This is a genomic window from Citrobacter sp. On2M (assembly GCF_018035235.1).
Taxonomy (GTDB): domain Bacteria; phylum Pseudomonadota; class Gammaproteobacteria; order Enterobacterales; family Enterobacteriaceae; genus Citrobacter; species Citrobacter meridianamericanus.
The window spans coordinates 421,336-445,769 of sequence record NZ_WPCV01000005.1 but is presented as its reverse complement, the minus strand read 5'-3'; the positions used below and the strand labels follow the sequence as shown (position 1 = coordinate 445,769).

At 51.4% G+C, this 24,434-nt stretch carries 27 protein-coding genes, 1 tRNA gene and 1 riboswitch; of the genes, 6 read left to right on the top strand and 22 right to left on the bottom strand.

Annotated features, from left to right (window positions below; all coding sequences use genetic code 11):
• Positions 1–3: 3 nt before the first annotated feature.
• The 4 genes from On2M_RS20085 to On2M_RS20070 form a co-directional block, all read right to left on the bottom strand.
• Complete coding sequence (locus tag On2M_RS20085) at positions 4–432, bottom strand: universal stress protein (protein WP_151218364.1); 429 nt, start codon at positions 430–432, stop codon at positions 4–6.
• A 3-nt stretch (positions 433–435) separates the two neighbouring features.
• Positions 436–1,398, bottom strand: a complete 963-nt coding sequence (locus On2M_RS20080) for a DHHA2 domain-containing protein (RefSeq protein ID WP_151218363.1) — start codon at positions 1,396–1,398, stop codon at positions 436–438.
• A 42-nt stretch (positions 1,399–1,440) separates the two neighbouring features.
• A riboswitch (Fluoride riboswitch) is annotated at positions 1,441–1,516 on the bottom strand.
• 462 nt (positions 1,517–1,978) lie between these two features.
• Positions 1,979–2,054 (bottom strand) — tRNA-Phe (locus On2M_RS20075).
• Positions 2,055–2,159: 105 nt separating this feature from the next.
• The gene (locus On2M_RS20070) at positions 2,160–2,867 is read right to left on the bottom strand and encodes a DUF554 domain-containing protein (RefSeq protein ID WP_151218362.1); all 708 of its coding nucleotides are present in this window, start codon (positions 2,865–2,867) and stop codon (positions 2,160–2,162) included.
• Positions 2,868–3,335: 468 nt separating this feature from the next.
• Between On2M_RS20070 and On2M_RS20065 the strand changes: the two genes are divergently transcribed.
• Positions 3,336–5,471, top strand: a complete 2,136-nt coding sequence (locus On2M_RS20065; RefSeq protein WP_151224323.1) for an ornithine decarboxylase — start codon at positions 3,336–3,338, stop codon at positions 5,469–5,471.
• A gap of 52 nt (positions 5,472–5,523) precedes the next feature.
• Here On2M_RS20065 and On2M_RS20060 read toward each other — a convergent pair whose 3' ends face one another.
• The 4 genes from On2M_RS20060 to mutY form a co-directional block, all read right to left on the bottom strand.
• Entirely contained in the window at positions 5,524–6,780 is a 1,257-nt protein-coding gene (locus On2M_RS20060) for a nucleoside permease (RefSeq protein WP_003027130.1), read from the bottom strand.
• A 210-nt stretch (positions 6,781–6,990) separates the two neighbouring features.
• The gene (mltC, locus tag On2M_RS20055) at positions 6,991–8,076 is read right to left on the bottom strand and encodes a membrane-bound lytic murein transglycosylase MltC (protein WP_049001609.1); all 1,086 of its coding nucleotides are present in this window, start codon (positions 8,074–8,076) and stop codon (positions 6,991–6,993) included.
• Positions 8,077–8,162: 86 nt separating this feature from the next.
• Positions 8,163–8,432 carry an oxidative damage protection protein gene (locus On2M_RS20050; protein ID WP_003027126.1) on the bottom strand — a complete coding sequence of 90 codons (270 nt, stop codon included), beginning with the start codon at positions 8,430–8,432 and terminating at the stop codon, positions 8,163–8,165.
• A 27-nt stretch (positions 8,433–8,459) separates the two neighbouring features.
• On the bottom strand, positions 8,460–9,512 hold the full coding sequence (mutY, locus tag On2M_RS20045) for an A/G-specific adenine glycosylase (protein WP_210905354.1): 1,053 nt from the start codon (positions 9,510–9,512) through the stop codon (positions 8,460–8,462).
• A 160-nt stretch (positions 9,513–9,672) separates the two neighbouring features.
• On the opposite strand from mutY, the gene trmB reads away from it, so the two are divergent.
• From trmB to ansB, 4 genes are all read left to right on the top strand, one after another.
• Positions 9,673–10,392, top strand: coding sequence for a tRNA (guanosine(46)-N7)-methyltransferase TrmB (trmB, locus tag On2M_RS20040; RefSeq protein ID WP_151218360.1), 720 nt, complete (start codon positions 9,673–9,675; stop codon positions 10,390–10,392).
• Positions 10,392–10,718: a YggL family protein gene (locus On2M_RS20035; RefSeq protein ID WP_016154406.1), complete on the top strand. Its 327-nt coding sequence runs from the start codon at positions 10,392–10,394 to the stop codon at positions 10,716–10,718. The genes trmB and On2M_RS20035 overlap by 1 nt, the downstream gene beginning before the upstream one ends.
• A 49-nt stretch (positions 10,719–10,767) precedes the next feature.
• Positions 10,768–11,487: a DUF2884 domain-containing protein gene (locus tag On2M_RS20030; RefSeq protein WP_187253189.1), complete on the top strand. Its 720-nt coding sequence runs from the start codon at positions 10,768–10,770 to the stop codon at positions 11,485–11,487.
• Between the two features lie 188 nt (positions 11,488–11,675).
• Positions 11,676–12,722, top strand: coding sequence for an L-asparaginase 2 (gene ansB / locus On2M_RS20025; RefSeq protein WP_101742768.1), 1,047 nt, complete (start codon positions 11,676–11,678; stop codon positions 12,720–12,722).
• Positions 12,723–12,795: 73 nt separating this feature from the next.
• Here ansB and On2M_RS20020 read toward each other — a convergent pair whose 3' ends face one another.
• The 8 genes from On2M_RS20020 to On2M_RS19985 form a co-directional block, all read right to left on the bottom strand.
• Positions 12,796–14,097, bottom strand: coding sequence for a TRAP transporter large permease subunit (locus On2M_RS20020; protein WP_151218359.1), 1,302 nt, complete (start codon positions 14,095–14,097; stop codon positions 12,796–12,798).
• The gene (locus On2M_RS20015) at positions 14,097–14,600 is read right to left on the bottom strand and encodes a TRAP transporter small permease (RefSeq protein ID WP_151218399.1); all 504 of its coding nucleotides are present in this window, start codon (positions 14,598–14,600) and stop codon (positions 14,097–14,099) included. Before On2M_RS20015 ends, On2M_RS20020 begins: the two co-directional genes overlap by 1 nt.
• Before the next feature lie 44 nt (positions 14,601–14,644).
• A complete protein-coding gene (locus tag On2M_RS20010; protein WP_151218358.1) occupies positions 14,645–15,631 on the bottom strand; it encodes a TRAP transporter substrate-binding protein in 987 nt (328 codons plus the stop codon).
• Between the two features lie 312 nt (positions 15,632–15,943).
• Positions 15,944–17,080 carry a radical SAM family heme chaperone HemW gene (gene hemW / locus On2M_RS20005; protein ID WP_210905353.1) on the bottom strand — a complete coding sequence of 379 codons (1,137 nt, stop codon included), beginning with the start codon at positions 17,078–17,080 and terminating at the stop codon, positions 15,944–15,946.
• Positions 17,073–17,666: an XTP/dITP diphosphatase gene (locus tag On2M_RS20000; protein WP_151218356.1), complete on the bottom strand. Its 594-nt coding sequence runs from the start codon at positions 17,664–17,666 to the stop codon at positions 17,073–17,075. Before On2M_RS20000 ends, hemW begins: the two co-directional genes overlap by 8 nt.
• A 7-nt stretch (positions 17,667–17,673) precedes the next feature.
• Complete coding sequence (gene yggU / locus On2M_RS19995; RefSeq protein WP_005123286.1) at positions 17,674–17,964, bottom strand: DUF167 family protein YggU; 291 nt, start codon at positions 17,962–17,964, stop codon at positions 17,674–17,676.
• Positions 17,961–18,527: a YggT family protein gene (locus On2M_RS19990; RefSeq protein WP_003027097.1), complete on the bottom strand. Its 567-nt coding sequence runs from the start codon at positions 18,525–18,527 to the stop codon at positions 17,961–17,963. Before On2M_RS19990 ends, yggU begins: the two co-directional genes overlap by 4 nt.
• An 18-nt stretch (positions 18,528–18,545) precedes the next feature.
• The gene (locus On2M_RS19985; protein ID WP_151218355.1) at positions 18,546–19,250 is read right to left on the bottom strand and encodes a YggS family pyridoxal phosphate-dependent enzyme; all 705 of its coding nucleotides are present in this window, start codon (positions 19,248–19,250) and stop codon (positions 18,546–18,548) included.
• Positions 19,251–19,267: 17 nt separating this feature from the next.
• Between On2M_RS19985 and On2M_RS19980 the strand changes: the two genes are divergently transcribed.
• A complete protein-coding gene (locus On2M_RS19980) occupies positions 19,268–20,248 on the top strand; it encodes a type IV pilus twitching motility protein PilT (protein WP_151218354.1) in 981 nt (326 codons plus the stop codon).
• On the opposite strand, the gene ruvX is transcribed toward On2M_RS19980, so the two are convergent.
• From ruvX to On2M_RS19950, 6 genes are all read right to left on the bottom strand, one after another.
• Positions 20,245–20,661, bottom strand: coding sequence for a Holliday junction resolvase RuvX (gene ruvX, locus On2M_RS19975; protein WP_006686843.1), 417 nt, complete (start codon positions 20,659–20,661; stop codon positions 20,245–20,247). The genes On2M_RS19980 and ruvX overlap by 4 nt on opposite strands.
• On the bottom strand, positions 20,661–21,224 hold the full coding sequence (locus tag On2M_RS19970; RefSeq protein WP_003027086.1) for a YqgE/AlgH family protein: 564 nt from the start codon (positions 21,222–21,224) through the stop codon (positions 20,661–20,663). Before On2M_RS19970 ends, ruvX begins: the two co-directional genes overlap by 1 nt.
• A 111-nt stretch (positions 21,225–21,335) precedes the next feature.
• Positions 21,336–22,283, bottom strand: a complete 948-nt coding sequence (gene gshB / locus On2M_RS19965; protein WP_003027083.1) for a glutathione synthase — start codon at positions 22,281–22,283, stop codon at positions 21,336–21,338.
• 12 nt (positions 22,284–22,295) lie between these two features.
• Positions 22,296–23,027, bottom strand: coding sequence for a 16S rRNA (uracil(1498)-N(3))-methyltransferase (gene rsmE, locus On2M_RS19960; RefSeq protein WP_210905352.1), 732 nt, complete (start codon positions 23,025–23,027; stop codon positions 22,296–22,298).
• Positions 23,028–23,101: 74 nt separating this feature from the next.
• Positions 23,102–23,809 carry a deoxyribonuclease I gene (gene endA, locus On2M_RS19955; protein ID WP_151218353.1) on the bottom strand — a complete coding sequence of 236 codons (708 nt, stop codon included), beginning with the start codon at positions 23,807–23,809 and terminating at the stop codon, positions 23,102–23,104.
• Positions 23,810–23,903: 94 nt separating this feature from the next.
• Positions 23,904–24,401, bottom strand: a complete 498-nt coding sequence (locus tag On2M_RS19950; RefSeq protein WP_151218352.1) for a SprT family zinc-dependent metalloprotease — start codon at positions 24,399–24,401, stop codon at positions 23,904–23,906.
• Positions 24,402–24,434: the final 33 nt, after the last annotated feature.

Genomic DNA, 24,434 nt, shown 5'->3' with positions numbered 1-24,434 from the left:
CTTTTAAGGGGTTGGAATATGTTTAATCAGAACATCAACAGAAAGGTGATTGATGAATTCAAAAGAAAAGGAGGAAAAAAAACCGAACAGGTGATTTTTATGCCCCAGCATGACCAGGTCGATATCTTCGTGCTGCACAACGGCTTCGACGTCACGGAAACGATGAATGCTGACGATGGACCTGACTTCGATATCAACACTGCTGGACTCCACCAGGCGGCTCAGCATTGCTTTTGCATCAATAACGTCTTGGGATTGACGATCTTTGATTAATGAATCACTGGTGTAATCCAGCTCTCGGTAGTCAGCGCTGAGATGGCCGACAGTAATACGGGTCCCCATCTCTTTTGCCAGACCTTCTGCCTGCTCAAGCAACAGCAGGCCGTCAGTTTCATTTTCTACAAGTAACAATGCATGCCGATAAATTTGCATAAATCACCTCTTATAAGAAGCGATGCGGTCGGTCAGCCAGGGGAGGATTTCTTTTTTCCGGCTTGTCATGCCGGGCAGCGACTCCTGGCGGGAACCTGTCAGGCTGCTGTCTGAAAAAAACAACACGGAGTTCCGGCTGGTGATGTCTGTCACCATCAGGATCACCATTTCCTGCGCACTGTTCTTGCTGGTTTTATCTATTTCCTGCAGCAGCGCAGGTAACAGGGGAGTGATATCAGCCATGTTGCGTACCTCAATTTGTGACAACAACAGCGGCACATCATGGATCCGGTAATTTTTGGCGTCACGGTTGAGTAATGCTAATGCGGATTGCCCGGCTATATCTGTTTTGGCACGCAGCAGTCCGGCCACAAACTGGCCATAATCGATGTCGGCGATTTCCCGCAAAACAGCTACGGCTTCCTGATCCTGGATGGTGGTTGTGGGGCTGGTCAGCGCAACGGTATCACTGAGGATCGCCCCCATCAGTAGCACAGCCTGAGCGGCCGTCACCGGCATCGGAATGCCATGCTGAAGGATCGAGAGAATCACGGTTGCGCAGCATCCTACCGCCCGCACCCAGACATCCGGTGGATTGTGAGTAATGAGGGTGCCAATACGATGATGGTCAATGATGCCGATGACGTTGCTGTCCATCAGCGAAGAGGGCCCTTGCTCCGCATCTGTAAAATCAACCAGCCATACGGTTTTATCAGTCAGGTCGGCGGTGAGTAAATCGGGCTGTGAAACACCTGCGACGTTTAGGATATATTGGGTCTCTGGGGTGATCTCTCCAAGACGCCATGGGGTTGCAGGACGACCTGTGTAATTAAGCCAGTCAGCCACAACCAGCGCGCTGCAGACAGCATCACTGTCAGGATTTTTATGACCGAAGACATAGATTGAATTCTCTCTTTGAGAAGAGAGAGATTTTGCGGTAAGCGGTAATATGGTTTTATTTTGCATAGCGATACCTGACATACATGCCCGTAATAGGACTAATTTAACTGTATATCAGGCGTCATCATCCGGTATTGAAAACACCGGCGGTTGGGAAAGGTGGAACACCATCACCTTGTAAAACCATCTTATATGGGGCTTTGTATTAAATCAATATTAATTGTTGCGCTCTGATTTTGTGGTCATTCTGAATCATATTGATATCGTAGGCATAACACCCAAAAGATGACTAAAGCTAAATCAATCAGAGTGAAAAATGTTCGGCTTGATATAGGGATTGTTGTTGAGAGCTGGGGGTAGAGTTAGTGCTGGTGGTTCGCGTTTGACTTCAGACCGGACAAAGACCGGATATAGCCATGCAGTAATGAATCTGTCAGCCAGGTACTCATGTGAAATATAGTGTCGATTGGGGATTTGAAGTCTGACAGACAGGGCTATAGCGACCAGAGGGGCTGGTAGCTGCTCAAGAGAAATGCTCATGCTGGATGGTAGAAGCAGGGTAGGGGCATCAGCGGGCATCTCGACCAGATATCTACCGGAACCCCAAACGCAAAAAACCAGCCCTAAGGCTGGTTTTTCTAAATAGTGGTGCCCGGACTCGGAATCGAACCAAGGACACGGGGATTTTCAATCCCCTGCTCTACCGACTGAGCTATCCGGGCAACGAGGCGCATTAAACCCGATTCGCTTCGCTTCGTCAACGAAATTTCTTCAAATCAATGCAGACTGCACAATCTATCACCACATTGCTGGTATTGCACGCATTCTCAGGCAAAAAATGCTGTCCACGCGGCGGAAAGCGGCATTGCCAGCAGCAGGGCAGGAAGCATATTCACAACCGCAAACATTTTGATGCCGCAAATCCGCAAACCGGTTGCCAGTAGCAACAGTCCGCCTACAGCGCTGAAATCAGCCATCATGGCGGGCGTCGTCAGAGGCAAAATTAGTGCAGCACAGGTGGCAAGCGTCAACTGAATTGCCAGCATCGGTATGAAAATGGCAGACACGGCGATCCCTAGCGAGCAGGCGAAGATAATAGCGGTGAAGAAATCGAGAAATGACTTGGCGATTAAAATATTAGGATCGCCGGTCATCCCTTCATGGATCGCCCCGAATATCCCGGTCCCGCTGGCGCAAAACAGCACGATGATCGCCACATAGTTTTGGATAAAGGATTCGTGTGTAACGTTGGTGTCCGAGCGGGTGAAAAGCTGTTGCGCTTTGGCTACTGCGGCATTGATTCCTTTTTCCAGATGGCAGAATTCGCCAATTAATGCGCCGACCAACGTTGCCAGAACCATCACCGGCAAGTTAACGCATTTGATAACCAACAAGATACCAATTCCCAACGAGCACAACCCGAATATTGAGGTCATTGAGATCCGAATACGTTCGGGTAAGTGCTGGCTGAGCAGCGCGCCGAGAACGCCACCAAATAAAATGGCGCTGGCATTAATAAACGGTCCGATTACCACATTAGCTCCTGCATACCCATTATCGTCTTGATGCTAAAGGCAATTAGCTGGGTGAAATTATGTTTCAGATTGAATTATTATGCCGCTATTTTAAGACGAAATGCTTGTTTATCTGTGAGGTTTAAGCACAGGATTTTATCTTGCGCCTGTAGGTGAAAGGTGCCATGATTGCGCGAATTTTATCCTGTCTGAATGGGGCTGCCTGGGATGATATTACTTCCCCTACATCGCCTTCAACATCGCCTTTTTGCGCGACGTTTGCCCCTTTCTGCGACTTATCTTCACGCTCTCACCATGCGGTGAGGGCAGCGTACGCTCACTGCAGGATAACAGTAAAATCAGAGGCTATCTGCTTTTACTGATGTCTGGCGGTCGGGGCTGGTAACCAGTTTGACCCGTCATTTCGTGGGCAAAGCAATGCGGCTTTGTCCGGGACTTTTGATTTTCCCGAAACGGGTTATTGCGCTTATGAAATCAATGAAAATTGCCGCCAGTGGTGAACTGGCTTCTCGTCTTTCCAGCCATCGCCAGGTGGTTTCACTGGACAGCACCGATTTTACTGACGTTGCGGCAGTCGTCATTACCGTTGCGGACAGCCGCAGTGGGATCCTGGCCTTGCTGAAACGTACCGGTTTTCATATACCGGTGTTTTTGTTCGCAGAGTCTGATGTCGATGTGCCTGCGGGCGTTAACGTGGTGATTCACGGTCAGCCTCAGGACTGGCTGGAGCTGGAGTCTGCTGCCTGTCAGTATGAGGAAGCATTGCTGCCGCCGTTCTATGACACGCTCACCCAGTATGTCGAGATGGGGAACAGCACGTTTGCTTGTCCGGGGCACCAGCACGGTGAGTTTTTTAAAAAGCATCCGGCGGGACGACATTTCTACGAGTTCTTTGGCGAGAACCTGTTCCGCGCGGATATGTGCAACGCTGACGTTAAACTGGGCGATCTGCTGATTCATGAGGGATCAGCGAAACATGCGCAGAAATTTGCCGCGAAAGTTTTCCATGCGGATAAAACCTACTTTGTGCTGAATGGGACTTCTGCGGCGAATAAAGTGGTGACCAATGCGCTGCTGACACGCGGCGATCTGGTGTTGTTTGACCGCAACAACCATAAGTCCAACCACCACGGCGCGCTGATCCAGGCGGGTGCGACGCCGGTTTATCTGGAAGCGGCGCGTAATCCATTTGGTTTTATTGGCGGTATTGATGAGCACTGCTTTGATGAGGCGTATCTGCGCCAGCAACTGCGCGAAGTTGCGCCGCACAAGGCTGACCAGCCGCGTCCGTTCCGTCTGGCGATCATTCAACTGGGTACCTATGATGGTACGATCTACAACGCCCGACAAGTGATCGACAAGATCGGTAGTCTGTGCGATTACATCCTGTTTGATTCTGCCTGGGTTGGCTACGAGCAATTTATCCCGATGATGGCCGATGGGTCACCGCTGCTACTGGAGCTCAATGCTGACGATCCGGGGATCTTTGTCACCCAGTCGGTACACAAACAGCAGGCCGGATTCTCGCAAACCTCGCAGATCCACAAAAAGGATAACCATATTCGTGGTCAGGCGCGATTCTGCCCGCATAAGCGTCTGAATAATGCGTTTATGCTGCATGCTTCCACCAGTCCGTTTTACCCGCTGTTTGCGGCGCTGGATGTGAACGCCAAAATCCATGAAGGCGAGAGCGGTCGTCGGCTATGGGCGGAGTGTGTGGCGCTGGGGATCGAGGCCCGTAAAGCGATTATTGCCTGCTGTAAGATGATTCAGCCGTTTATTCCTCCGGTAGTTGATGGCAAACCGTGGGAAAGCTATCCAACGCCGGTGATCGCCAGCGAGCGCCGCTTCTTTAGCTTTGAACCGGGCGCTAAATGGCATGGTTTTTCCGGCTATGCGCGCGACCAGTATTTTGTTGATCCCTGCAAGCTGTTGTTAACCACTCCAGGCATTAATGCGCAAACAGGACAATATACTGAGTTTGGTATTCCGGCGACGATTCTGGCGCATTACCTGCGTGAAAACGGTATCGTGCCGGAGAAATGCGACCTTAACTCGATTTTGTTCCTGCTGACCCCGGCAGAAAGCCCCGAGAAACTGGCGCAACTGGTGGCGATGTTGGCGCAGTTTGAGCAGCATATTGAGGACGATACGCCGCTGGCAGACGTGCTGCCCTCCATCTTCAACAAGTATCCGGTACGTTACCGGGATTACACGCTGCGTGAACTGTGTCAGGAGATGCACGATTTATACGTCAGCTTTGATGTGAAGGATCTGCAAAAAGCGATGTTCCGCCAGGAGAGTTTACCTGCCGTGGCGATGAACCCGCAGGATGCCAACAGCGCCTTTATCCGTGGTGATGTAGAACTGGTGCGTATTTGTGATGCCGCAGGTCGCGTTGCTGCAGAAGGTGCGCTGCCTTATCCTCCGGGCGTGCTGTGCGTGGTACCGGGTGAAGTCTGGGGCGGGGCAGTGCAACGTTATTTCCTGGCGCTGGAAGAGGGCATAAACTTGTTGCCGGGCTTTTCGCCGGAGCTGCAAGGCGTTTACAGTGAAACGGATGCAGACGGTATTAAGCGTCTGTATGGATATGTTGTGAAGTAAGCACAAAAAAAGCGGGTTACCTTTTGGTAACCCGCTTTTCTCTGCGTAAACGTTAGTGCGCGATAGTTTGGGTGCCAGCCGGAACGCGTACGTGTTTGTATTTAAACAGCGCCACGAAGGCAAAAGCCAGAACCAGCGAGTAGCCAGCGAAGATCAGCCATACGGTCTGCCAGTCGGTAATACCGTTCAGCGTATAGTGTTCAACCACTTTACCGCTCACCAGACCGCCAAGAATACAGCCGAAGCCGTTGGTCATCATCAGGAACATACCTTGTGCGCTGGCGCGGATTTCAGGGCGAACTTCTTTCTCTACGAACACCGAGCCAGAGATGTTGAAGAAATCGAAGGCGCAGCCGTAAACAATCATCGACAGAACCAGCAGCACGGTACCGAACGGCGTTGGATCGCCGTAGGCAAACAGGCCGAAGCGCAACATCCACGCCACAATACTGATCAGCATTACATTCTTAATACCGTAACGGCTCAAGAAGAATGGGATGGTCAGGATAAACAGCGTCTCGGAAATCTGCGAGATCGACATCATCACCGAGGCGTGTTCAACGATGAAGCTACCGGAGAACAGCGGGTTGTTATCGAAGCTGTGCAGGAAGGTATTACCGAACATATTGGTAATTTGCAGCTCAGCGCCCAGCATCATTGAGAAGATGAAGAAAATCGCCATGCGCTTGTTTTTAAACAGCGCGAAAGCATCCAGGCCCAGCATGGACGACCAGCTCTGGTTTTTCTGCTGGTTAGCAACCGGAATATGCGGCAGCGTCAGCGTGAACAGCGCCAAAACAACGGACAGCGTGGCACCGATATACAGCTGCATATGACTCAGCTCGAAGCCGGAGAAGCTTACTCCCCACATCGCCATAATAAAGCCGATGGTGCCCCAAATACGAATTGGCGGGAAGTCTGTAACGATATCCATCCCGGCTGACTGCAGGCGATAGTAAGAAATGGTGTTGATTAACCCCAGCGTTGGCATATAGGCCAGGGAGTTAAGCAAGATCACAAAGAACATGGCACCAGGGGTGGTGACTTCGGCTGCGGCGAACAGCGTGGCTGCGCCGACCAGGTGACAAATGGCGTACACCCATTTCGCACTGATCCATTTGTCGGCCACGATCCCTAACAGGGTAGGCATAAACACGGCGGCGATCCCCAGCGAGCTATACACTGCGCCAATGGATGCACCATCGAATTTTAGGGTGACAAACATATAGGAGCCGAGGGTAGTGAGCCAACTACCCCATAAGCAGAACTGCAGAAACGAGAGCACTTTCAGCTGCAGCTTAAGATTCATGTTAATTTCCTCACACCGTAATGCGGATGAATGTTTTAAAAGGCACATTTGCCGGGGCTTGATGATGTGATTCTATCAACGAGAGACACTCTTTTTTTGTTACCTGTGACAAATATTTGCAAACAATTTCTGATTGCAAAGCAAAAGAGTGATGGAGTTAACACTTTACCCTCTTCTGGCCCCGTTTTCCGGGGCAGGAGAGGGGATATATTAGCGGCGTCGATATGATTTTTGTGCGGAATTGACCTTGTAAAGGTATCGGCGTGATTCGGCAGACGGATGTCGGGTGGTCAGCGTTTGATAAACGTCCCCCGGGGTCATGCTGTTGATAATATTTGCGGCCTGAATTTTATCGTTCGAGAAAACGCGTAGCACGCTGCCCGCACCGCCGTTATACGCGGTGATCACCGCATAGCGACGGGAGGTTGGATTATCAATGCCGCCTAAATAGACATTATTGAGCATTGCCAGATAAGCGGTACCGGTATCAATGTTGCTGGCCGGGTCAAACAGGAAGCTACGGCTCGGCGTGCCGGAGCGCCCCTGCGAACGAAATACATCTTTCCCGGCGCTGTGTTGCACCACCTGCATCAGCCCCAGCGCATCGGCATGGCTGACCGCATACGGGTTAAATGAGGATTCGGTTTGCATGATGGCCAGAATCAGTGACTCATCGACGCCATACTTACGCGAAGCCTGACGCACCATGCCGACGTATTTATGGGCGCGCTTATCAAGGTGGTTCGGTACCAGATTGATTGTCACGCTATAGATGATGCGAATACCGTTGCTGCGGCTTTTCAGGCGCGTTTTCAGCAGATAGTCAGCGAAATTGGTGGCGCGGCCCTCCCAACGAATTGGCTGGCCAGTATTATCGACCACTTGCCCGTACAGGAACGGCTCTTTGGAAATCTTAATGTCGTCGACATCGGAATAGAGGTCGATAGACCCCGGATCATCGCCCATCAGCAATGTCTTGATAATCGCCCGACGCAGGTGTCCGGCGGGATCTGTCCCGGCTATGGTTTCGACGGTTATCGTGCCGTCATCAAAGTTGATATGGCTGCGGGTTTGATACTGATCGGTATACTTTACGTAGTCCTTTGGACCCGCAATCAGCACTTCCTTAAACCCCCACAGATTCTCAATGTTATGGGCAAATTGCCCCATCAGAATATCAAAACCGTTGGTATCCTTGACCCAGGCTTCGTTATAGGAATCGCCTTTTTTGGTCGAACTGGAACAGGAGATGAGCAACGGCGCAATAACGGCAAGCGCGAGAAATTTTTTCATCATTCCGGGAGTGCGTGTTGTGTTTGTTATTTGCAAGGACCAGATTAAATCGTAGGCCGGATAAGCACAGCGTCATCCGGCAACGGCTCTTATGACTCTGGTGTATAGCCTTCAATATGCACATCTTTGCCTTCAAACAGGAAATTGATCATCTCCTGCTCAAGCAGTTTACGGTGCTCAACGTTCATCATATTAAGCTTCTTCTCGTTAATCAGCATGGTTTGCTTATGCTGCCATTGCGCCCATGCTTCTTTAGAAATTTCGTTATAGATGCGTTTCCCCAGATCGCCCGGGTACAGCTGAAAATCCTGGCCTTCGGCTTCGCGTTGCAGGAAAGTGCAAAAAATTGTTCTGCTCATAAAAAATCCTCTCTATCGACCGGTACGTTAAACGTGTGTACCGGCACGTAATTGCTGTAACAAACGCTCCACGGGGGCCGCCAGTCCGACCGACGGCGGTTGCGCTAAGTTATACCAGAGCACGTTGCCTTCATCCATGCATGAGCTGAACGAAGACACGGGAAGCCACATAGGCACAATATCTAAGTGGAAATGGCTAAAGGTATGGCGAAACGCATTAAGTTGGGTCAGATTATCTGCGTTAATTTGCCGTTGCGCCAGCCAGTTGCGCAGCCCGTTTTCATCGTCAAACTGCGGAAAACAGTATAAACCACCCCATAAGCCGCTGGGGGGGCGCTGCGCGAGCAATACTTCGTCATTATGCTGCATCAGTAAAAAATAGCCCGTCCGTTCCGGCAGCGTTTGTTTGGGCTTTTTACCCGGGTAAAGCGCCCAGCTTGCATTGGCGCTGGCCACACAGCCATTATCCAACGGACACAGAGAACATTTAGGCTTGGATCGCGTACAGACCATGGCGCCTAAATCCATCATCGCCTGATTAAATCGCTCAACGCCATGGGCGGGCGTCACCTGCTCGCTCAACTCCCACAGCTTCTTTTCGACCTCTTTTTTACCCGGCCAGCCGCTTACAGCATAACAGCGAGCCAGCACGCGTTTGACGTTACCGTCGAGAATCGGAAAATGCTGACCCAGAGAAAGAGAAAGGATCGCGCCTGCGGTTGAACGTCCGACGCCTGGCAGAGCAGCCACCTCATCAAAGGTTTGCGGGAATGTGCCGCCATGTAGCGTGACAACCTGCTGCGCGGCTTTATGCAGATTACGCGCTCGGGCGTAATAGCCCAGCCCGGTCCATAAATGCAGGACTTCATCCAGCGGCGCATGGGCTAAATCTGTTACCGTTGGGAAGCGCGCCATAAAACGCTCAAAATAGGGGATTACGGTCGCAACCTGGGTTTGTTGCAGCATCACCTCAGAGAGCCATACTTTGTAAGGCGTCTTGTCAATTTGCCAGGGTAGCGTTTTCCGCCCGTATTTGTCGTACCAGCTCAACACCTGAGCCGAGAATTGAGACGCTTGCATGATTACCGTTTCATTATTGCCGGGGGCAAGATTGCAGCACAGCGGCAACGGGGTGTAAACCGGAACTTTCCGCTGCCCACTTTCTTCCTTTACTTGCATCCGGCAACTAACTTTGGATAATGCCCGTTTTCAGTACTCAAACACAGCAGACTAAACTTTTATGAAGAACGACGTCATTTCACCGGAATTTGATGAAAACGGCCGCCCTCTGCGCCGGATTCGTAGTTTTGTTCGTCGCCAGGGGCGACTGACCAAAGGGCAGGAACACGCGCTGGAAAACTACTGGCCGGTGATGGGCGTTGAGTTCAGCGAAGAGCCCGTGGATTTCGCTGAACTGTTTGGTCGTGATGCGCCAGTCACTCTTGAAATTGGTTTTGGTATGGGGGCTTCGCTGGTGGCGATGGCGAAAGCGCGTCCGGAGCAAAATTTCCTCGGTATTGAGGTTCACTCCCCGGGTGTTGGCGCGTGTCTGGCTTCAGCGCATGAAGAGGGCGTCGAAAACCTGCGCGTCATGTGCCATGATGCCGTTGAAGTCCTGCATAAAATGATTCCTGACAATTCCTTATCTATGGTTCAGCTGTTTTTCCCTGACCCGTGGCATAAAGCACGTCATAATAAACGCCGTATCGTTCAGGTACCGTTTGCTGAGCACATCTTAAGCAAGCTGAAGCTGGGTGGCGTATTCCACATGGCAACCGACTGGGAAGCTTATGCGGAACACATGCTGGAAGTGATGTCCTCCATTGACGGGTATAAAAACCAGTCAGAGAGTAACGATTATGTACCGCGCCCACAATCGCGCCCGGTAACCAAATTTGAACAACGTGGTCATCGTCTTGGCCACGGCGTATGGGACTTAATGTTCGAGAGGGTGAAATAATGGCAAAGAACCGTAGCCGTCGTCTGCGTAAAAAGATGCACATCGACGAATTCCAGGAAGTAGGATTTTCGGTTGCATGGCGTTTCCCGGAAGGTACATCTGGAGAGCAGGTCGATCAAATCGTTGATGACTTTATCAATGAAGTTATTGAACCGAACAAGCTGGCTTTTGATGGCAGCGGCTATCTGGCCTGGGAAGGTTTGATCTGTCTGCAGGAAATCGGCAAATGCACCGAAGAACATCAGGCAATCGTGCGTAAGTGGCTGGAAGAGCACAAGCTCGAAGAAGTGCGTACCAGCGAACTTTTCGATATTTGGTGGGACTAAGTAGCACAGGGTCGGCAAATGCCGGCCCGATTTGTCTTGAGGGAAAGATATGATGCGCAAAACGCTGCTGGCGGCAGTTCTGACGTTTACGGCGATGGCCGCACATGCAGATTATAAGTGCAGCGTCACCCCGCGTGACGATGTGATTTTGAGCCCACAAACGGTTCAGGTGAAGGGAGAGAACGGCGACCTGGTGATTACTCAGGCCGGAGATATCACCTTCAATGGTAAACAGTACACCCTGAGCGCCGCACAGCGTGAGCAGGCCAAAGATTATCAGGCGGCGTTGCGTAGCAGCCTGCCGTGGATTGACGACGGTGCCAGAGAGCGTGTTGAGAAAGGTCGCGTAGCGCTGGATAAAATCATTGCCAAAGAAGTCGGTGAAAGCAGCAATATGCGCGGGCGTTTAACCAAGCTCGATGCGCAACTGAAAGAGCAGATGAACCGGATCATTGAGCATCGTACTGACGGTCTGACCTTCCATTATAAGGCGATTGACCAGGTTCGCGCGGACGGACAGCAACTGGTGAATCAGGCGATGGGCGGTATTTTGCAGGACAGTATCAACGAAATGGGCGCCAAAGCCGTGCTGAAAGGCGGCGGTAATCCGCTGCAGGGCGTACTCGGAAGCCTCGGTGGTTTGCAGACTTCAATTCAAAATGAATGGAAGAATCAGGAACAAGACTTCCAGCAATTTGGCAAAGATGTTTGTGCCCGCGTCGTGACGCTGGAAAACGATCGTAAAACGCTGGTTAGCACTCTGAAATAATCTTCACCTCTTTTTAACGGCACAGAAACATTCTGTGCCGTTTTATTTTGTATATTTCTGTTTTTTTGATATCCATCTCTAAGAATGACAATTTGATGGAGATATAAATCTGGTTAATTGGATGGCGTCACATTATTCATCTGTGAGATAGACATAATGCTGCAAATTCAAGTAACTGGAGAAATAACATGGAGTTTTTCAAGAGAACGGCACTTGCCGCACTGGTTATGGGTTTCAGCGGCGCGGCGCTTGCACTGCCAAATATCACTATTTTAGCGACCGGTGGGACGATTGCCGGCGGTGGTGATTCCGCGACAAAATCTAACTACACTGCAGGCAAGGTCGGCGTAGAAAATCTGGTTGAAGCCGTACCTCAGTTGAAAGATATCGCCGTGGTTAAAGGCGAGCAGGTGGTGAACATCGGCTCTCAGGATATGAATGACGACGTCTGGTTAACGCTGGCGAAAAAGATTAATACCGAGTGTGATAAAACAGACGGCTTCGTGGTAACACATGGTACGGATACCATGGAAGAAACCGCCTATTTCCTCGATCTGACTGTCAAATGCAACAAGCCTGTGGTGCTGGTAGGTGCTATGCGTCCGTCTACGGGTATGAGCGCTGATGGCCCGTTCAACTTATATAACGCCGTGGTAACCGCCGCAGATAAAGCCTCTGCCAACCGCGGTGTGCTCGTGGTGATGAACGACACCGTTATGGATGGTCGCGACGTGACCAAAACCAACACTACGGATGTCGCTACCTTCAAATCCGTTAACTATGGTCCTTTGGGCTATATCCATAACGGTAAAATCGACTACCAGCGTACGCCTGCGCGTAAGCACACCACATCCACGCCGTTCGATGTTTCTAAGCTGACCGAGCTGCCGAAAGTTGGGATTGTTTATAACTACGCTAACGCCTCCGACCTGCCAGCCAAAGCATTGGTGGACGCGGGGTACGCCGGGATCGTCAGTGCGGGTGTAGGTAACGGTAACCTGTATAAAACCATTTTCGATACGCTGGCAACTGCCGCGCATAAAGGTACCGTTGTGGTGCGTTCATCCCGTGTACCAACGGGCGCCACCACCCAGGATGCTGAAGTTGATGATGCGAAGTACGGCTTTGTGGCTTCAGGCTCGCTGAATCCGCAAAAAGCCCGCGTGCTGCTGCAGCTGGCGCTGACGCAGACCAAGGATCCTAAGCAGATCCAGGAAATGTTTAATCAGTACTAATTGCATAAAAAATGCCCCAACCGTCACGTTGGGGCATTCTCCAGAGATAGCTTGTCTCTGTAACTCTTCGTATTTACATCAACCCCAGCATCTGTGGAATAAACAGAGAGATCTGTGGAATGTATATGATCATCATAAGTGCGACCAGCAATGCGGCGTAAAATGGCAGCAGGGGTTTGATCAATTGCTGAATCTTCACGCCTGAGATTGAACAACCCACAAACAATGCACTTCCTACAGGTGGTGTCAGCAAACCAATACACAGGTTGGCGACCATCATGATGCCGAAATGTACCGGATCCATACCCAGCTCTTGAGCGATTGGCAAGAAAATGGGGGTAAAGATCAGTACTGCCGGGGTCATATCCATAAAGATCCCAACAACCAGCAATACAATATTGATTAATAGTAGAATAATCAGTGGATTATCGGAAATACCCATTAATGTATCACTGATCATATAAGGAATATCGGCATTGGTCATTGCCCAGGACATGCCGACAGAGAAGCCGATCAGTAACAGTACAATAGAGGTCATCACGACTGATTCCAGGATCAGTTTTGGTAAATCACGCCATTTAACTTCCCGATAAATCAGCACCGAGAGAATGAAGGTGTAGATGACAGCAATCGCTGAGGCTTCTGTTGCGGTAAAGATCCCACCCAAAATACCGCCCATCACAATAATGACCAGTAACAGACTCGGTAGCGCATCCAGAAGCGCTTTTACTGCCTGTGCGCAGGTTGGTCTTTCCGACAGGGGATAACCACGGCGTTTGGCGATAATCGCGCATACCACCATGATAGAAAGCCCCATCAGGATCCCAGGTAAATAACCCGCCATAAACAACGAGGCAACCGAAACACCGCCGGCAGTGAGAGAAAACACAATTAACACATTTGATGGTGGGATTAACAGCCCGGTAATACAGGAGGAAACGTTAACGGCTGTAGAGAAGGTTGGATCGTATCCTTGCTTTGTCTGAATAGGATTAAGTGTACCGCCAACGGCAGCAGCAGCGGCAACGGCAGAGCCGGAAATCGAACCAAACATCATGTTTGCCAGCACGTTGACATGACCAAGTGAACCAGGAACTCGTCCAACCATCACCTGCGCCAGGTTAATTAGCCGGATGGCGATCCCACCGCTGTTCATCAGCGTACCCGCGAAGATGAAAAATGGGATAGCCAGTAGGGCAAAATTATCTAATCCATTTGCCAGGCGCTGAGAGACGGTGATAACGGCAACATCCCAGGGAAACATCAGCAGCATGGAGGCCACGGTGGCAATGCCAATAGAGAAAGAGATAGGTACGCCAATAAATACCAGAGCAAAGAAGCAGCCGAATAGGGTAAGTGCGATATAACCGTCCATCAAATTGCTCCCAGAGAAGATTTTTTCAATTGCTGAACATTTTGGTGAATAAACCACAGGGCGTAGAACATCATGACTGCGCCGCTTAGCGGCAGGATGATATACACATAGCCCATCGGTATTTGCATGGCCGCAGAAACTTGTGCCGTTGCCAGTGTTTTATTAATCAGCTTGATACCGCCAGTGACGATGACTGAGCCAGCAAAGCCGAAAATCAGCAGATTAATGAATATGCTCAACAAAGCCTGTTTACGTTTATTGATCGACATGGCCAGTAGATCGATGGACAGGTGGCGTTGGGCACCTACGGTATAGGCTGCACCTAATAATCCGACCCAGATCATTAAGAAGCGCGCCAGTTCGTCAGTTAAGGTACTGGGCTGATTGAGTACGTAGCGGCTAAAAACCTGCCAGACTACGCAGACAACCAGCGCAATCATTACGGTGACCGAAAATGTAGCAATGACGCGGTCTACCGCAAGTTTAAGGCGGTTAAATATCATCATTAGGATCCTGGTGAAACGGGGCCAGTTACTGGCCCTTAAGGTTATTGTGCAGCGTCTTCAAACTTCGCCAGCAGGGCGGCTTGTTTTGGGTCTTTTTTGAAATCATCAAACAGTGGCTGAACGGCAGCACGGAAAGGGGCTTTTTCTACTTTCACGATTTCGCCACCCATGGCTTTTGCCTGAGCACGGGTATCGGCATCGATTTTATCCCACAATTTTTGTTGATAAGCTTCGGAGTTTTTAGCAGCCTGGGCGAGTATTTGTTGTTGCTCTGGCGTCAATTTGTTCCATGTTTTGGTCGAGATAACCAGAAAATCTGGAATAGAGGCATGCTCGTCTTCGGAGAACACCTTGGCAATTTCAATATGGCGGGTTTGTACCCATGACGGGACGTTGTTCTCCGCGCCATCCACTACGCCTTGCTGCATCGCTGTATAAACTTCGCCAAAGGAAATTGGCGTAGGTGATCCCCCCATCAACTCAATCATTTTAATGGTTGTTGGGCTGGGCTGAACACGGACTTTTAGACCTTTTAGATCGTCTGGCTTGGTAATTGGCTGTTTAGCATAAAAACTACGCGTACCGGCAACATAGGCAGACAAAGCAAAGAATCCTTTCTCTTTAGTGGATTCCATAATTTCTTTACCAACCTCACCAAATACAACCTTGTTGAAATGATTTTGATCTTTAAATAAGAAAGGTAAATTATAAATAGCGTAAATATTATCAAAAGACTCTAAATCACTGGCAGAACCTTTGGTCATATCCAGCGCACCATTTTGCAATAGCTCCATTGTTTCACGAGCATTACCCATTTGGCTGCTGGGATAAATTCGCACAGTCATTTTGCCGTCGGACAGTTGTTTCACCTCTTTGGCCATCTCTTCAAAGGCCTGGTGGACAACATGGCTTCGTTCCAGGTTGTGTGCCAGTTTAAGGGTAACTTTCTCAGCAGCATTTACGCCAGCGCTAAGCAACGTCAGTAAGGACGCACAGACCAACGAGCGGGAAAAGGTTCTGATTTTCATAAGTAAGCTCCGTGCTTTAAGGTACAGTAATTGGTTGACATCTCATAATGTCCAAACTGTTTCTGTATGATAAGTCTTCATAGTTGTCAGACATCTATTCGCTATCTTAATCAGATACCTTTCACATGGCAGTAGTTTGATCTTATTTTGTGCGCTGTGTTCAATATATTTACTTTTGAGTGGGGGGGTATTTGAACAACATAAAATAATTAATGCAGGTATTGTTCAGAAATAACTTCTGATATATTCGGTTTTACCGAGTTTATGGTTTTATAGGGCGAAATAAATATGCGCCCGCAGGCGCATCGGTGATTATTCTGCGAGGAACAATTCAAGGAGGGAGTTCAAAAACAGCTTACCGTGTTGGGTAACCTGCCAGTATTCATCGCATTCACTCAGGTAGCCCAGGGCGATAGCTTCATCGATCTGTTGACGAATAACGTCTTCGGTAAGCCCGGTATATTGCGTGAACTCCGCGCGAGGCGCGGCTTCCAGTAGCCGGAAACGGTTCATAAAGAACTCGAATGGTTTATCGGCCTCGGCGACATCACGCTGACTTTCCAGATAACGCCCCTGCATGTACCCGCGCGGATGCCGCGTTTTAGTGGTGCGCAGAATGCGACCGTCAGGGAACGTGACTTTGCCATGGGCGCCACAGCCAATGCCAAGATAGTCGCCAAAACGCCAGTAATTAAGATTGTGCTGACACTGATAGCCCGGCTTCGCATAGGCTGAGGTTTCGTACTGCTGATACCCGGCGGCGGTCAGCAACTGGTGGCCTTGCTCAAAAATATCCCACAGCGCGTCGTCGTCCGGTAATACCGGCGGTCGGGACCCGAACAGCGTGTTGGGTTCGATGGTCAACTGATACCAGGAAAGATGCGGCGGATTGAGCGCGATGGCCTGCTGCAAATCACCCAGCGCCTCTTCCAGCGTCTGATCCGGTAAACCATGCATCAGGTCGAGGTTAAAGCTGCGTAGTCCCAGACCACTCGCCAGGTGCGCTGCGCGTTTGGCTTCTTCCGGCCCGTGAATACGTCCCAGACGTTCGAGCTTGGTGGAGCTAAAGCTCTGTACGCCAATCGAGATACGATTTACGCCAGCGCGTTGATAATCAACAAAGCGAGCGGCTTCCACCGTCCCGGGATTCGCCTCCATGGTGATTTCTGCATCTGCGGCCACATTCAGCCGTGCGCGCACGCCGTCGAGCAGCGTTTGCATTGCCGGGCCAGAAAGCAGGCTCGGCGTACCACCACCGATAAAAATCGTCTTTACTTCACGTCCCTGGGCGTGGGCCACCTCAGAATCGAGATCGCTCAGCAGGTGCTGAACATAGTCGTCATGAGGAACCTCGCCCTTGAGCGCATGCGAGTTAAAGTCGCAGTACGGGCATTTCTGCACGCACCACGGGATGTGAATATAAAGACTTAGCGGCGGAAGCTTAACCATTACGCAGGGCATCCAGCAGCAGCTTCAGCGCCTGCCCGCGGTGAGAAATCGCACTTTTTTCTTCGCGGGTTAGCTCTGCAGCTGTTTTTCCTTCGGACGGCACAAAAAAGATTGGGTCGTAACCAAAACCACCGTTTCCGGCCGGTTCACGGGTAATCACGCCCGGCCAGCTTCCGTGGCACACTAAAGGCGTGGGATCGTCCGCATGGCGCATATACACTAGCACGCAGTGGAATTGCGCCTGACGCTGGTCATCCGGGACATCCCGCAGGGTGTGCAGCAGTTTTTCCAGGTTCTGTCTGTCAGTCGCATCCTCACCGGAATAGCGGGCCGAATAGATGCCAGGCGCGCCGCCAAGGGCATTAACCGCCAGGCCGGAGTCATCAGCAATGGCTGGCAAACCTGTAATTTGTGCGGCATGACGCGCCTTCAGAATGGCGTTCTCAATAAACGTCAGCCCGGTCTCTTCTGCAGAATCAACACCCAGATCCGTTTGGGCAACAACATCAAGACCGAAATCACTCAGAAGAGAGGCGAGTTCACGCACTTTACCGGCATTGCCGGTCGCAAGGACAACTTTTTGCATGGGATACCTAATCAGTTAGTGCCGCAATTTCGGGCGGGATTTGTTGCGGATGAATAATTTTAACCTGTTTATGGCGGCCAAGCTCGCCCTTCTCAATGACGACCTGGCTTTTCGCTACGCGGAACTGTTTGCCGAGAAACTTCACCAGATGACTGTTGGCTTGTCCATCAACCGGTGGGGCGGTAATGGCGACTTTTAGCTCGTCGCCATGTAAACCCACAATACTGTCACGGCTGGCTTTCGGCTGAATGTAGAGCCGTAAAACCAGACCGTCATCGCAGGGTGTTACGGCACTCATAGCGCCATCCACAGCCCCGGCAGCAGTATGTTGCCTGTCGCTTGTAATACTTCCGCGATCCCCATGTTGATGACATAGAGCAGCAGAACCAGGATCATCGGAGAGAAATCGATCCCGCCCATACCAGGAAGGATACGACGAATAGGACGCAACAGTGGATCCGCCAGTTGAATCAGCACGTACTCCACCGGGCTGCGGCCCTGGCTGACCCAGCTCATAATCGCCATCACCAGCAGCACCCAGAAAATCAGCAGCCCAATGGTCTTCAGGACAATCAGTACGGCGGCGATCCAGATGATCGGCTGGAACGTGACCACCTTAAACAGCACGATGGCTTTGATAAAGCTGAGAACGAGTGCAACCAATGCTGATGCGCTGTCAATTGGCCCCATCGGCGGAATAATACGGCGTAACGGGCCGATAATGGGCTGAGTGATTTTCACAATAAACTGCGAGAACGGGTTGTAGAAATCGCAGCGAGACCATTGCATCCACACGCGCAGCAGAAGCGCCATGGTATACAGCTCAATTACCGTTGAGAGCAGGAAGGTCAACGTATTCATGGTGTTCCTTAGTTTTCCTTATTTTTTAGTGTAATCACGAGCACCAAAAATGGCAGTGCCGATGCGCACCATTGTGCTACCCGCCGCGATAGCGGCATCCATATCATCAGACATCCCCAGTGAGAGCGTATCGATATTTGGGTAGCGTGTTTTCAACCCGGCAAATGCTACCGCCATTTGCTGTGCAACTTCAAACTGCCTTACATAATCTGACTCTGGCGCCGGAATAGCCATCAAACCTCGCAGGGTAATGCGCGGCAGCGCGGCGACTTCAGCGGCCAGGGCATCAAGCTCTGCCAACGGAATCCCCGACTTACTGTTCTCATCGCTGATATTAATCTGGATCAGCACATTCAGCGGCGGCAGGCCTTCTGGGCGCTGTTCGCTCAGGCGGGCAGCGATGCGCAGACGATCAATCGTATGGCACCAGTCAAAATGTTCAGCGACCAGACGACTTTTGTTGGACTGCAGCGGGCCGATAAAGTGCCACTGCAGATCGTTGACGCCTTTTTCCTGGAAGTAGCGGATTTTATCCACCCCTTCCTGAACATAGTTTTCACCGAAGGCACGCTGCCCCGCGGTAATGGCTTCTTCGATGGCGCTCGCAGGTTTGGTTTTGCTGACTGCAAGCAACATAACTTCTTCTGAAGACCGCCCGCAACGCGTCGCGGCGGCTGAGATTTTGTCCCGGACATGTGCCAGGTTATGCGCGATATCGTTCATTTTCCGAGGATGTTCATATGAATATGGAAGAAATAGTGGCCCTTAGTGTAAAGCATAACGTGTCGGATCTACACCTGTGCAATGCATGGCCTGCGCGTTGGCGCAGGCGTGGAAAAGTCGAAAGTGCGCCATTTACCGCGCCTGACGTAGAGAATCTGCTGATGTGCTGGCTCAGTGAGCAACAACAGGTACAGTTGCAGGAGCAGGGGCAGATTGATTTTGCCGTTACTCTGACAGACTCCCGGCGGCTGCGCGTCAGCGCATTTGCCCATCAACAGGGAACGTCGCTGGCGTTAAGACTGCTACCGCTGGATTGTCCTCATTTAGACGATCTCCAGACCCCCACGGTCATACCTGAACTGCTGCACAGTGAAAATGGATTAATTCTGGTGACGGGCGCCACCGGCAGCGGTAAATCTACGACCCTGGCGGCGATGGTGGAGTATCTTAATCAGCATAGTGAGGGACACATTCTGACGCTGGAAGATCCTATTGAATATCGCTACACCAGTCGACGTTGTCTGATTCAACAGCGGGAGGTGGGCGTACACTGCACCTCTTTTGCCGCCGGTTTGCGCGGTGCGTTACGCGAAGATCCTGACGTCATTTTGCTGGGCGAGCTGCGCGACGTGGAAACCATTCGGCTGGCATTAACGGCGGCGGAGACCGGACATCTGGTGCTGGCAACGTTACATACGCGCGGGGCGGTGCAGGCTATCGCACGGCTGGTGGATTCCTTTGCAGCAACAGAGAAAGATCCGGTGCGTAACCAGCTGGCAGACAGCCTAAAGGCGGTTCTTTCGCAAAAGCTGGAGGAGGATAAGCAGGGGGGACGCGTGGCGCTATTCGAGCTGCTCGTCAACACGCCCGCCGTGGGCAATTTGATCCGCGAAGGGAAAACACATCAGCTACCCAGCGTGATTCAAACCGGGCAGCAGACAGGTATGCAGTCGTTTGCACAAAGCAAGCAGCAGCGGCAGGCGCTGGGGCGGCTTTAGTAGCCCTGCTCGAAATAGCTTTCCAGGATAATAACGGCAGAAGCGGAGTCCACTTTGCCTTTATTCAATGCCCGATAACCGCCTTGCTCAAACAGGCCTGAGCGGGCTTCGACGGTGCTCAAACGTTCATCGTGCAGCGTTACGGTTACGCCAAAGCGACCATGAATGCGGTTAGCGAATTTACGCGCGCGCGCGGTAAGGGGCTGTTCGGTGCCATCCATGTTGAGCGGCAGGCCGACAATGATTTCATCCGGTTGCCACTCTTTCAGCAGGCGTTCAATCAAATTCCAGTCTGGCGTACCGTCCTGTGCTTTGATGGCGGGCAATGGCCTGGCCGTACCGGTAATACGCTGACCCACCGCGACGCCGATGCTTTTTGTACCAAAATCAAAAGAGAGTAATGTTCCGCTCATCATGCGTGTCCCGCCACGCCGGGCATGGTCTGAATATCTATCCCGATAAGTTTGGCTGCGTCGCGCCAGCGGTCGGCAATCGGCGTTTTAAACAGAATGTTGAGGTCGGCGGGGGCGGTGAGCCAGGCGTTATCCAGTAACTCTTGTTCCAGCTGGCCCTTTTCCCATGATGAATAGCCTAATGCCACCAGCACTTCGGACGGTTGCTCCTGCGTGCCCAGCGTTTCTAATACATCGCGGGAAGTCGTAATGATGGTGTTATCAGAGATGCGAATACTGGACGCAAAGCGCGACGGTGGGGTATGAAGAATAAATCCACGATCTTCTGCCAGCGGGCCGCCGAGCATCACGGGCTTATCCAGACGAATGGCCGGATCGCGTTCTTCTGGAGTAATCTTCAGCTTTTCCAGAATCCCTTCAATTTGTAAGTTTTCCAGAGGCTTATTGACGATAATCCCCATTGCACCGTTCTCATTGTGTTCGCAGATATACACCACGGAACGGCGGAAAATTGGATCCTGGAGAGCAGGCATGGCAATTAGAAAGTGATGCTGTAAATTCATTGTCAGAGGTTCTGTTTCCTGGTTCAAAAAAGCAACAGCGCCCAGTATGCGTACAAACAGGAGCGCTGTCACTATGAGTATTGGTAGGGTCCCTTCTACCGGCGAATTTTTTTATTTTTGCAGACGAGCTTCAATAGCGTCCATCAGCATACCGGTAATCGAAACCGGGAACTCCGCTTCAATCTCGCGAATACAGGTTGGGCTGGTGACGTTAATTTCCGTCAGACGATCGCCAATGATATCCAGACCGACAAAAATCAAACCTTTCGCTTTCAGCGTTGGCCCAATGCGACGGGCGATTTCCCAGTCACTGTCGGTTAAGGGACGCGGCTCGCCACGACCACCTGCAGCCAGGTTGCCCCGGGTTTCTCCACCCTGTGGAATACGCGCCAGGCAATATGGAACAGGTTCGCCATCGACCACCAGGACGCGTTTATCGCCATCTTTAATGGCCGGCAGATAGTTCTGCGCCATGCAGTAGCGGGTACCGTGCTCGGTCAGCGTTTCCGCAATAACGCCAAGGTTCGGATCGCCTTCCTTCACGCGGAAAATAGAGGCCCCGCCCATGCCGTCCAGCGGCTTAAGTATGATGTCGCTGTGTTTTTGCCAGAAGGCTTTCAACTGCGCTTTATTACGCGTGACCAGTGTTTCCGGCGTCAGGTCGGCAAACCATGCTGTGAACAACTTTTCGTTGCAATCGCGCAGGCTCTGCGGCTTGTTGACGATCAGTGTTCCTTTCTCTTCTGCACGTTCCAGAATATAGGTTGCGTAGATGAACTCGGTATCAAACGGCGGATCCTTACGCATCAGAATAACGTCCAGGTCTGCCAACGGGAGATCCTGCTCGCTTTTGAACTCATACCATTTGTCGTAGTTCTGCTCTACGCTCAGGGTACGCGTATGGGCGCGGGCCTCACCGTTAATCAGATAAAGATCGGCCATCTCCATATAATGAATTTCGTAACCGCGACGTTGTGCTTCCAGCAGCATAGCGAAGCTGGAATCTTTCTTGATGTTGATGCTTGCGATGGGATCCATCACGATGCCGAGCTTGATCATTGTTTTTCTCCGTTAGCCCAGATCGCCAAAACGCACCTGTAGCGCGGTAATGGCGGTGAGCGCAGTTGTCTCAGTACGCAGAACGCGAGGTCCTAACAGAATATCAGTAAACTGATACCGTGCGGTCATGGCAATTTCATCTGCCGACAACCCACCTTCCGGGCCAATCAGCAAGCGGATGCGCTCTACCGGGAGCGGCAGCGTGTTGATACTGGCGCTGGCGCGAGGATGTAGATTGAGTTTCAGTCCTGCGTCCTGTTCTGCGCACCATGCTTCCAGATCCATTGCCGGGCGAATTTCAGGCACCCGATTACGACCGCACTGTTCGCAGGCGGCAATGGCGATTTTTTGCCACTGCTGGAGCTTCTTGTTCAGGCGTTCAGTGTCCAGTTTAACGCCGCAACGCTCAGAAAAAAGTGGTGTAATGAGGCTTACACCCAGTTCGATCGATTTCTGGATAGTAAATTCCATTTTTTCACCGCGCGACATCACCTGACCCAGGTGGATATGCAACGGTGATTCCCGATCGTCGAGTTCTGCGTTAAGCACCTTCACCTCCACGCTTTTTTTACTGGCGTGGGTAATTTCGGCGTCGAATACCTGATTGCTGCCATCAAACAGCTGTAGCGGCTGGCCTGGCCCCATACGTAGTACGCGGCCGATATGGTTGGCAGCATCTTCACACAGTGAAATTTGGCTACCGGAAGTGAGTGGCTCTGGGTGATAAATGCGAGGAATGCGCATAGTTAAACATCCGCGTCATGGCCCTGGGCTGCAACAAGCCAGGGCATGGTTAAAAATATTGCCGCTAGTGTAGGTTAGCTCTTTTGCGCCTGGCAAGCGCGTTGCACATAGGGGTTATGATTCCCCTGTACCTTCGCGATGCGTTCGTCGCGCTCACACTCCCAGTCGGTGACCGGATACTGCTTATTCCAGGCGTTAAAAAGCTGGGTTTGCTGGCGGGAGAGCGTCAGGTTGTATTGGTCGCGCATATAAAAATAGGTACGCGCGATGGCGCCACGGGCGCGGGCAGGCGGTTCGGCAACTTTCTCTTTGAAATCAACCTTCATCGCGCACTGCCCATACTGGCCTTCGCCACCGTTCCACTGGCTGTACATAAAGTTTGCGCGATCGCCATTCACTTCACCTACCGCAGGCTGCAGGTTATGCATATCGCTTTCCATTTTGCGATAGACCGGATCTTTAGCGCAGTTTTTACGTCCTCCGTCCTGCCAGCACTGACGCTGATGACCAAACTGCCAGGCGGGGACAACGTGTTCCCATTCAATTCGACTGGCGCGGTTTTCGTTTTTTCGCACTTTATAGCCGCAGGATTCGAGGTCAACGACCCCTTTTTTGCCTTGCCAGTTAATTTTACAGCCACAATAGAAATCGCCAGGCGCATCGGCGTTAACTTTGACGCCCGCCGCTTTTGCCTGAGAAAAGCTGTTGATACCTTCGGCTAAAACCGGGCCTGAAAACGCAGCGGCTAACAGGGCGGCTGCAAAAGAAAGATTACGGTACATCACGAACTCCGTGTCAAAACGAGCCCGCAACGTAGCGAAAGTCATTCCTGTATGCAATCAGTTAGATCAGAAAAGTTCCTGATAATTCTGAAGATTATTCTGCAACCAGCGGTTCGCCGCAGTGAACGCAGCGGTAGGTGGCTTCACCGCGTACCACGCGGTTGTGGCGGCGGATGGTCAGTTGGTGTTCCTGACACTTACAGCGGTAAGTATAGGTCTTACGCTGCACGGATTGCAGTTCGAACTGATGCGTACGCCGGGCAGGTACGCCCAGTACGCTCTCCATCATCCATTTCCACTCTTTCCCGTGCGGCGGCACGCGGCCAAAATACTTCCACACCAGTAAATGCGCCAGTTCATGGGGCACCACTTCGTTAACGAACGCATCAACGTTCTCCATCAGCAGGACGGGATTCAGACGAATTTCGTAGGTTTGTAGCCACGCGGTGCCCGCAGCGGTTCCGCGCTGTTGGTAAACCAGCTTTGGCTCCGGGTAATTGCGTTCGAGCTTGAGATTGGCCTGAGCGAGTTTTTCCCGCAGGCTGCGCATAACGGCTTGCTGGATGGCGATAGGGAGACGGGAGGTTTTCATAACGCCAGAGGATAGTGCGACAGGGAAGGGACT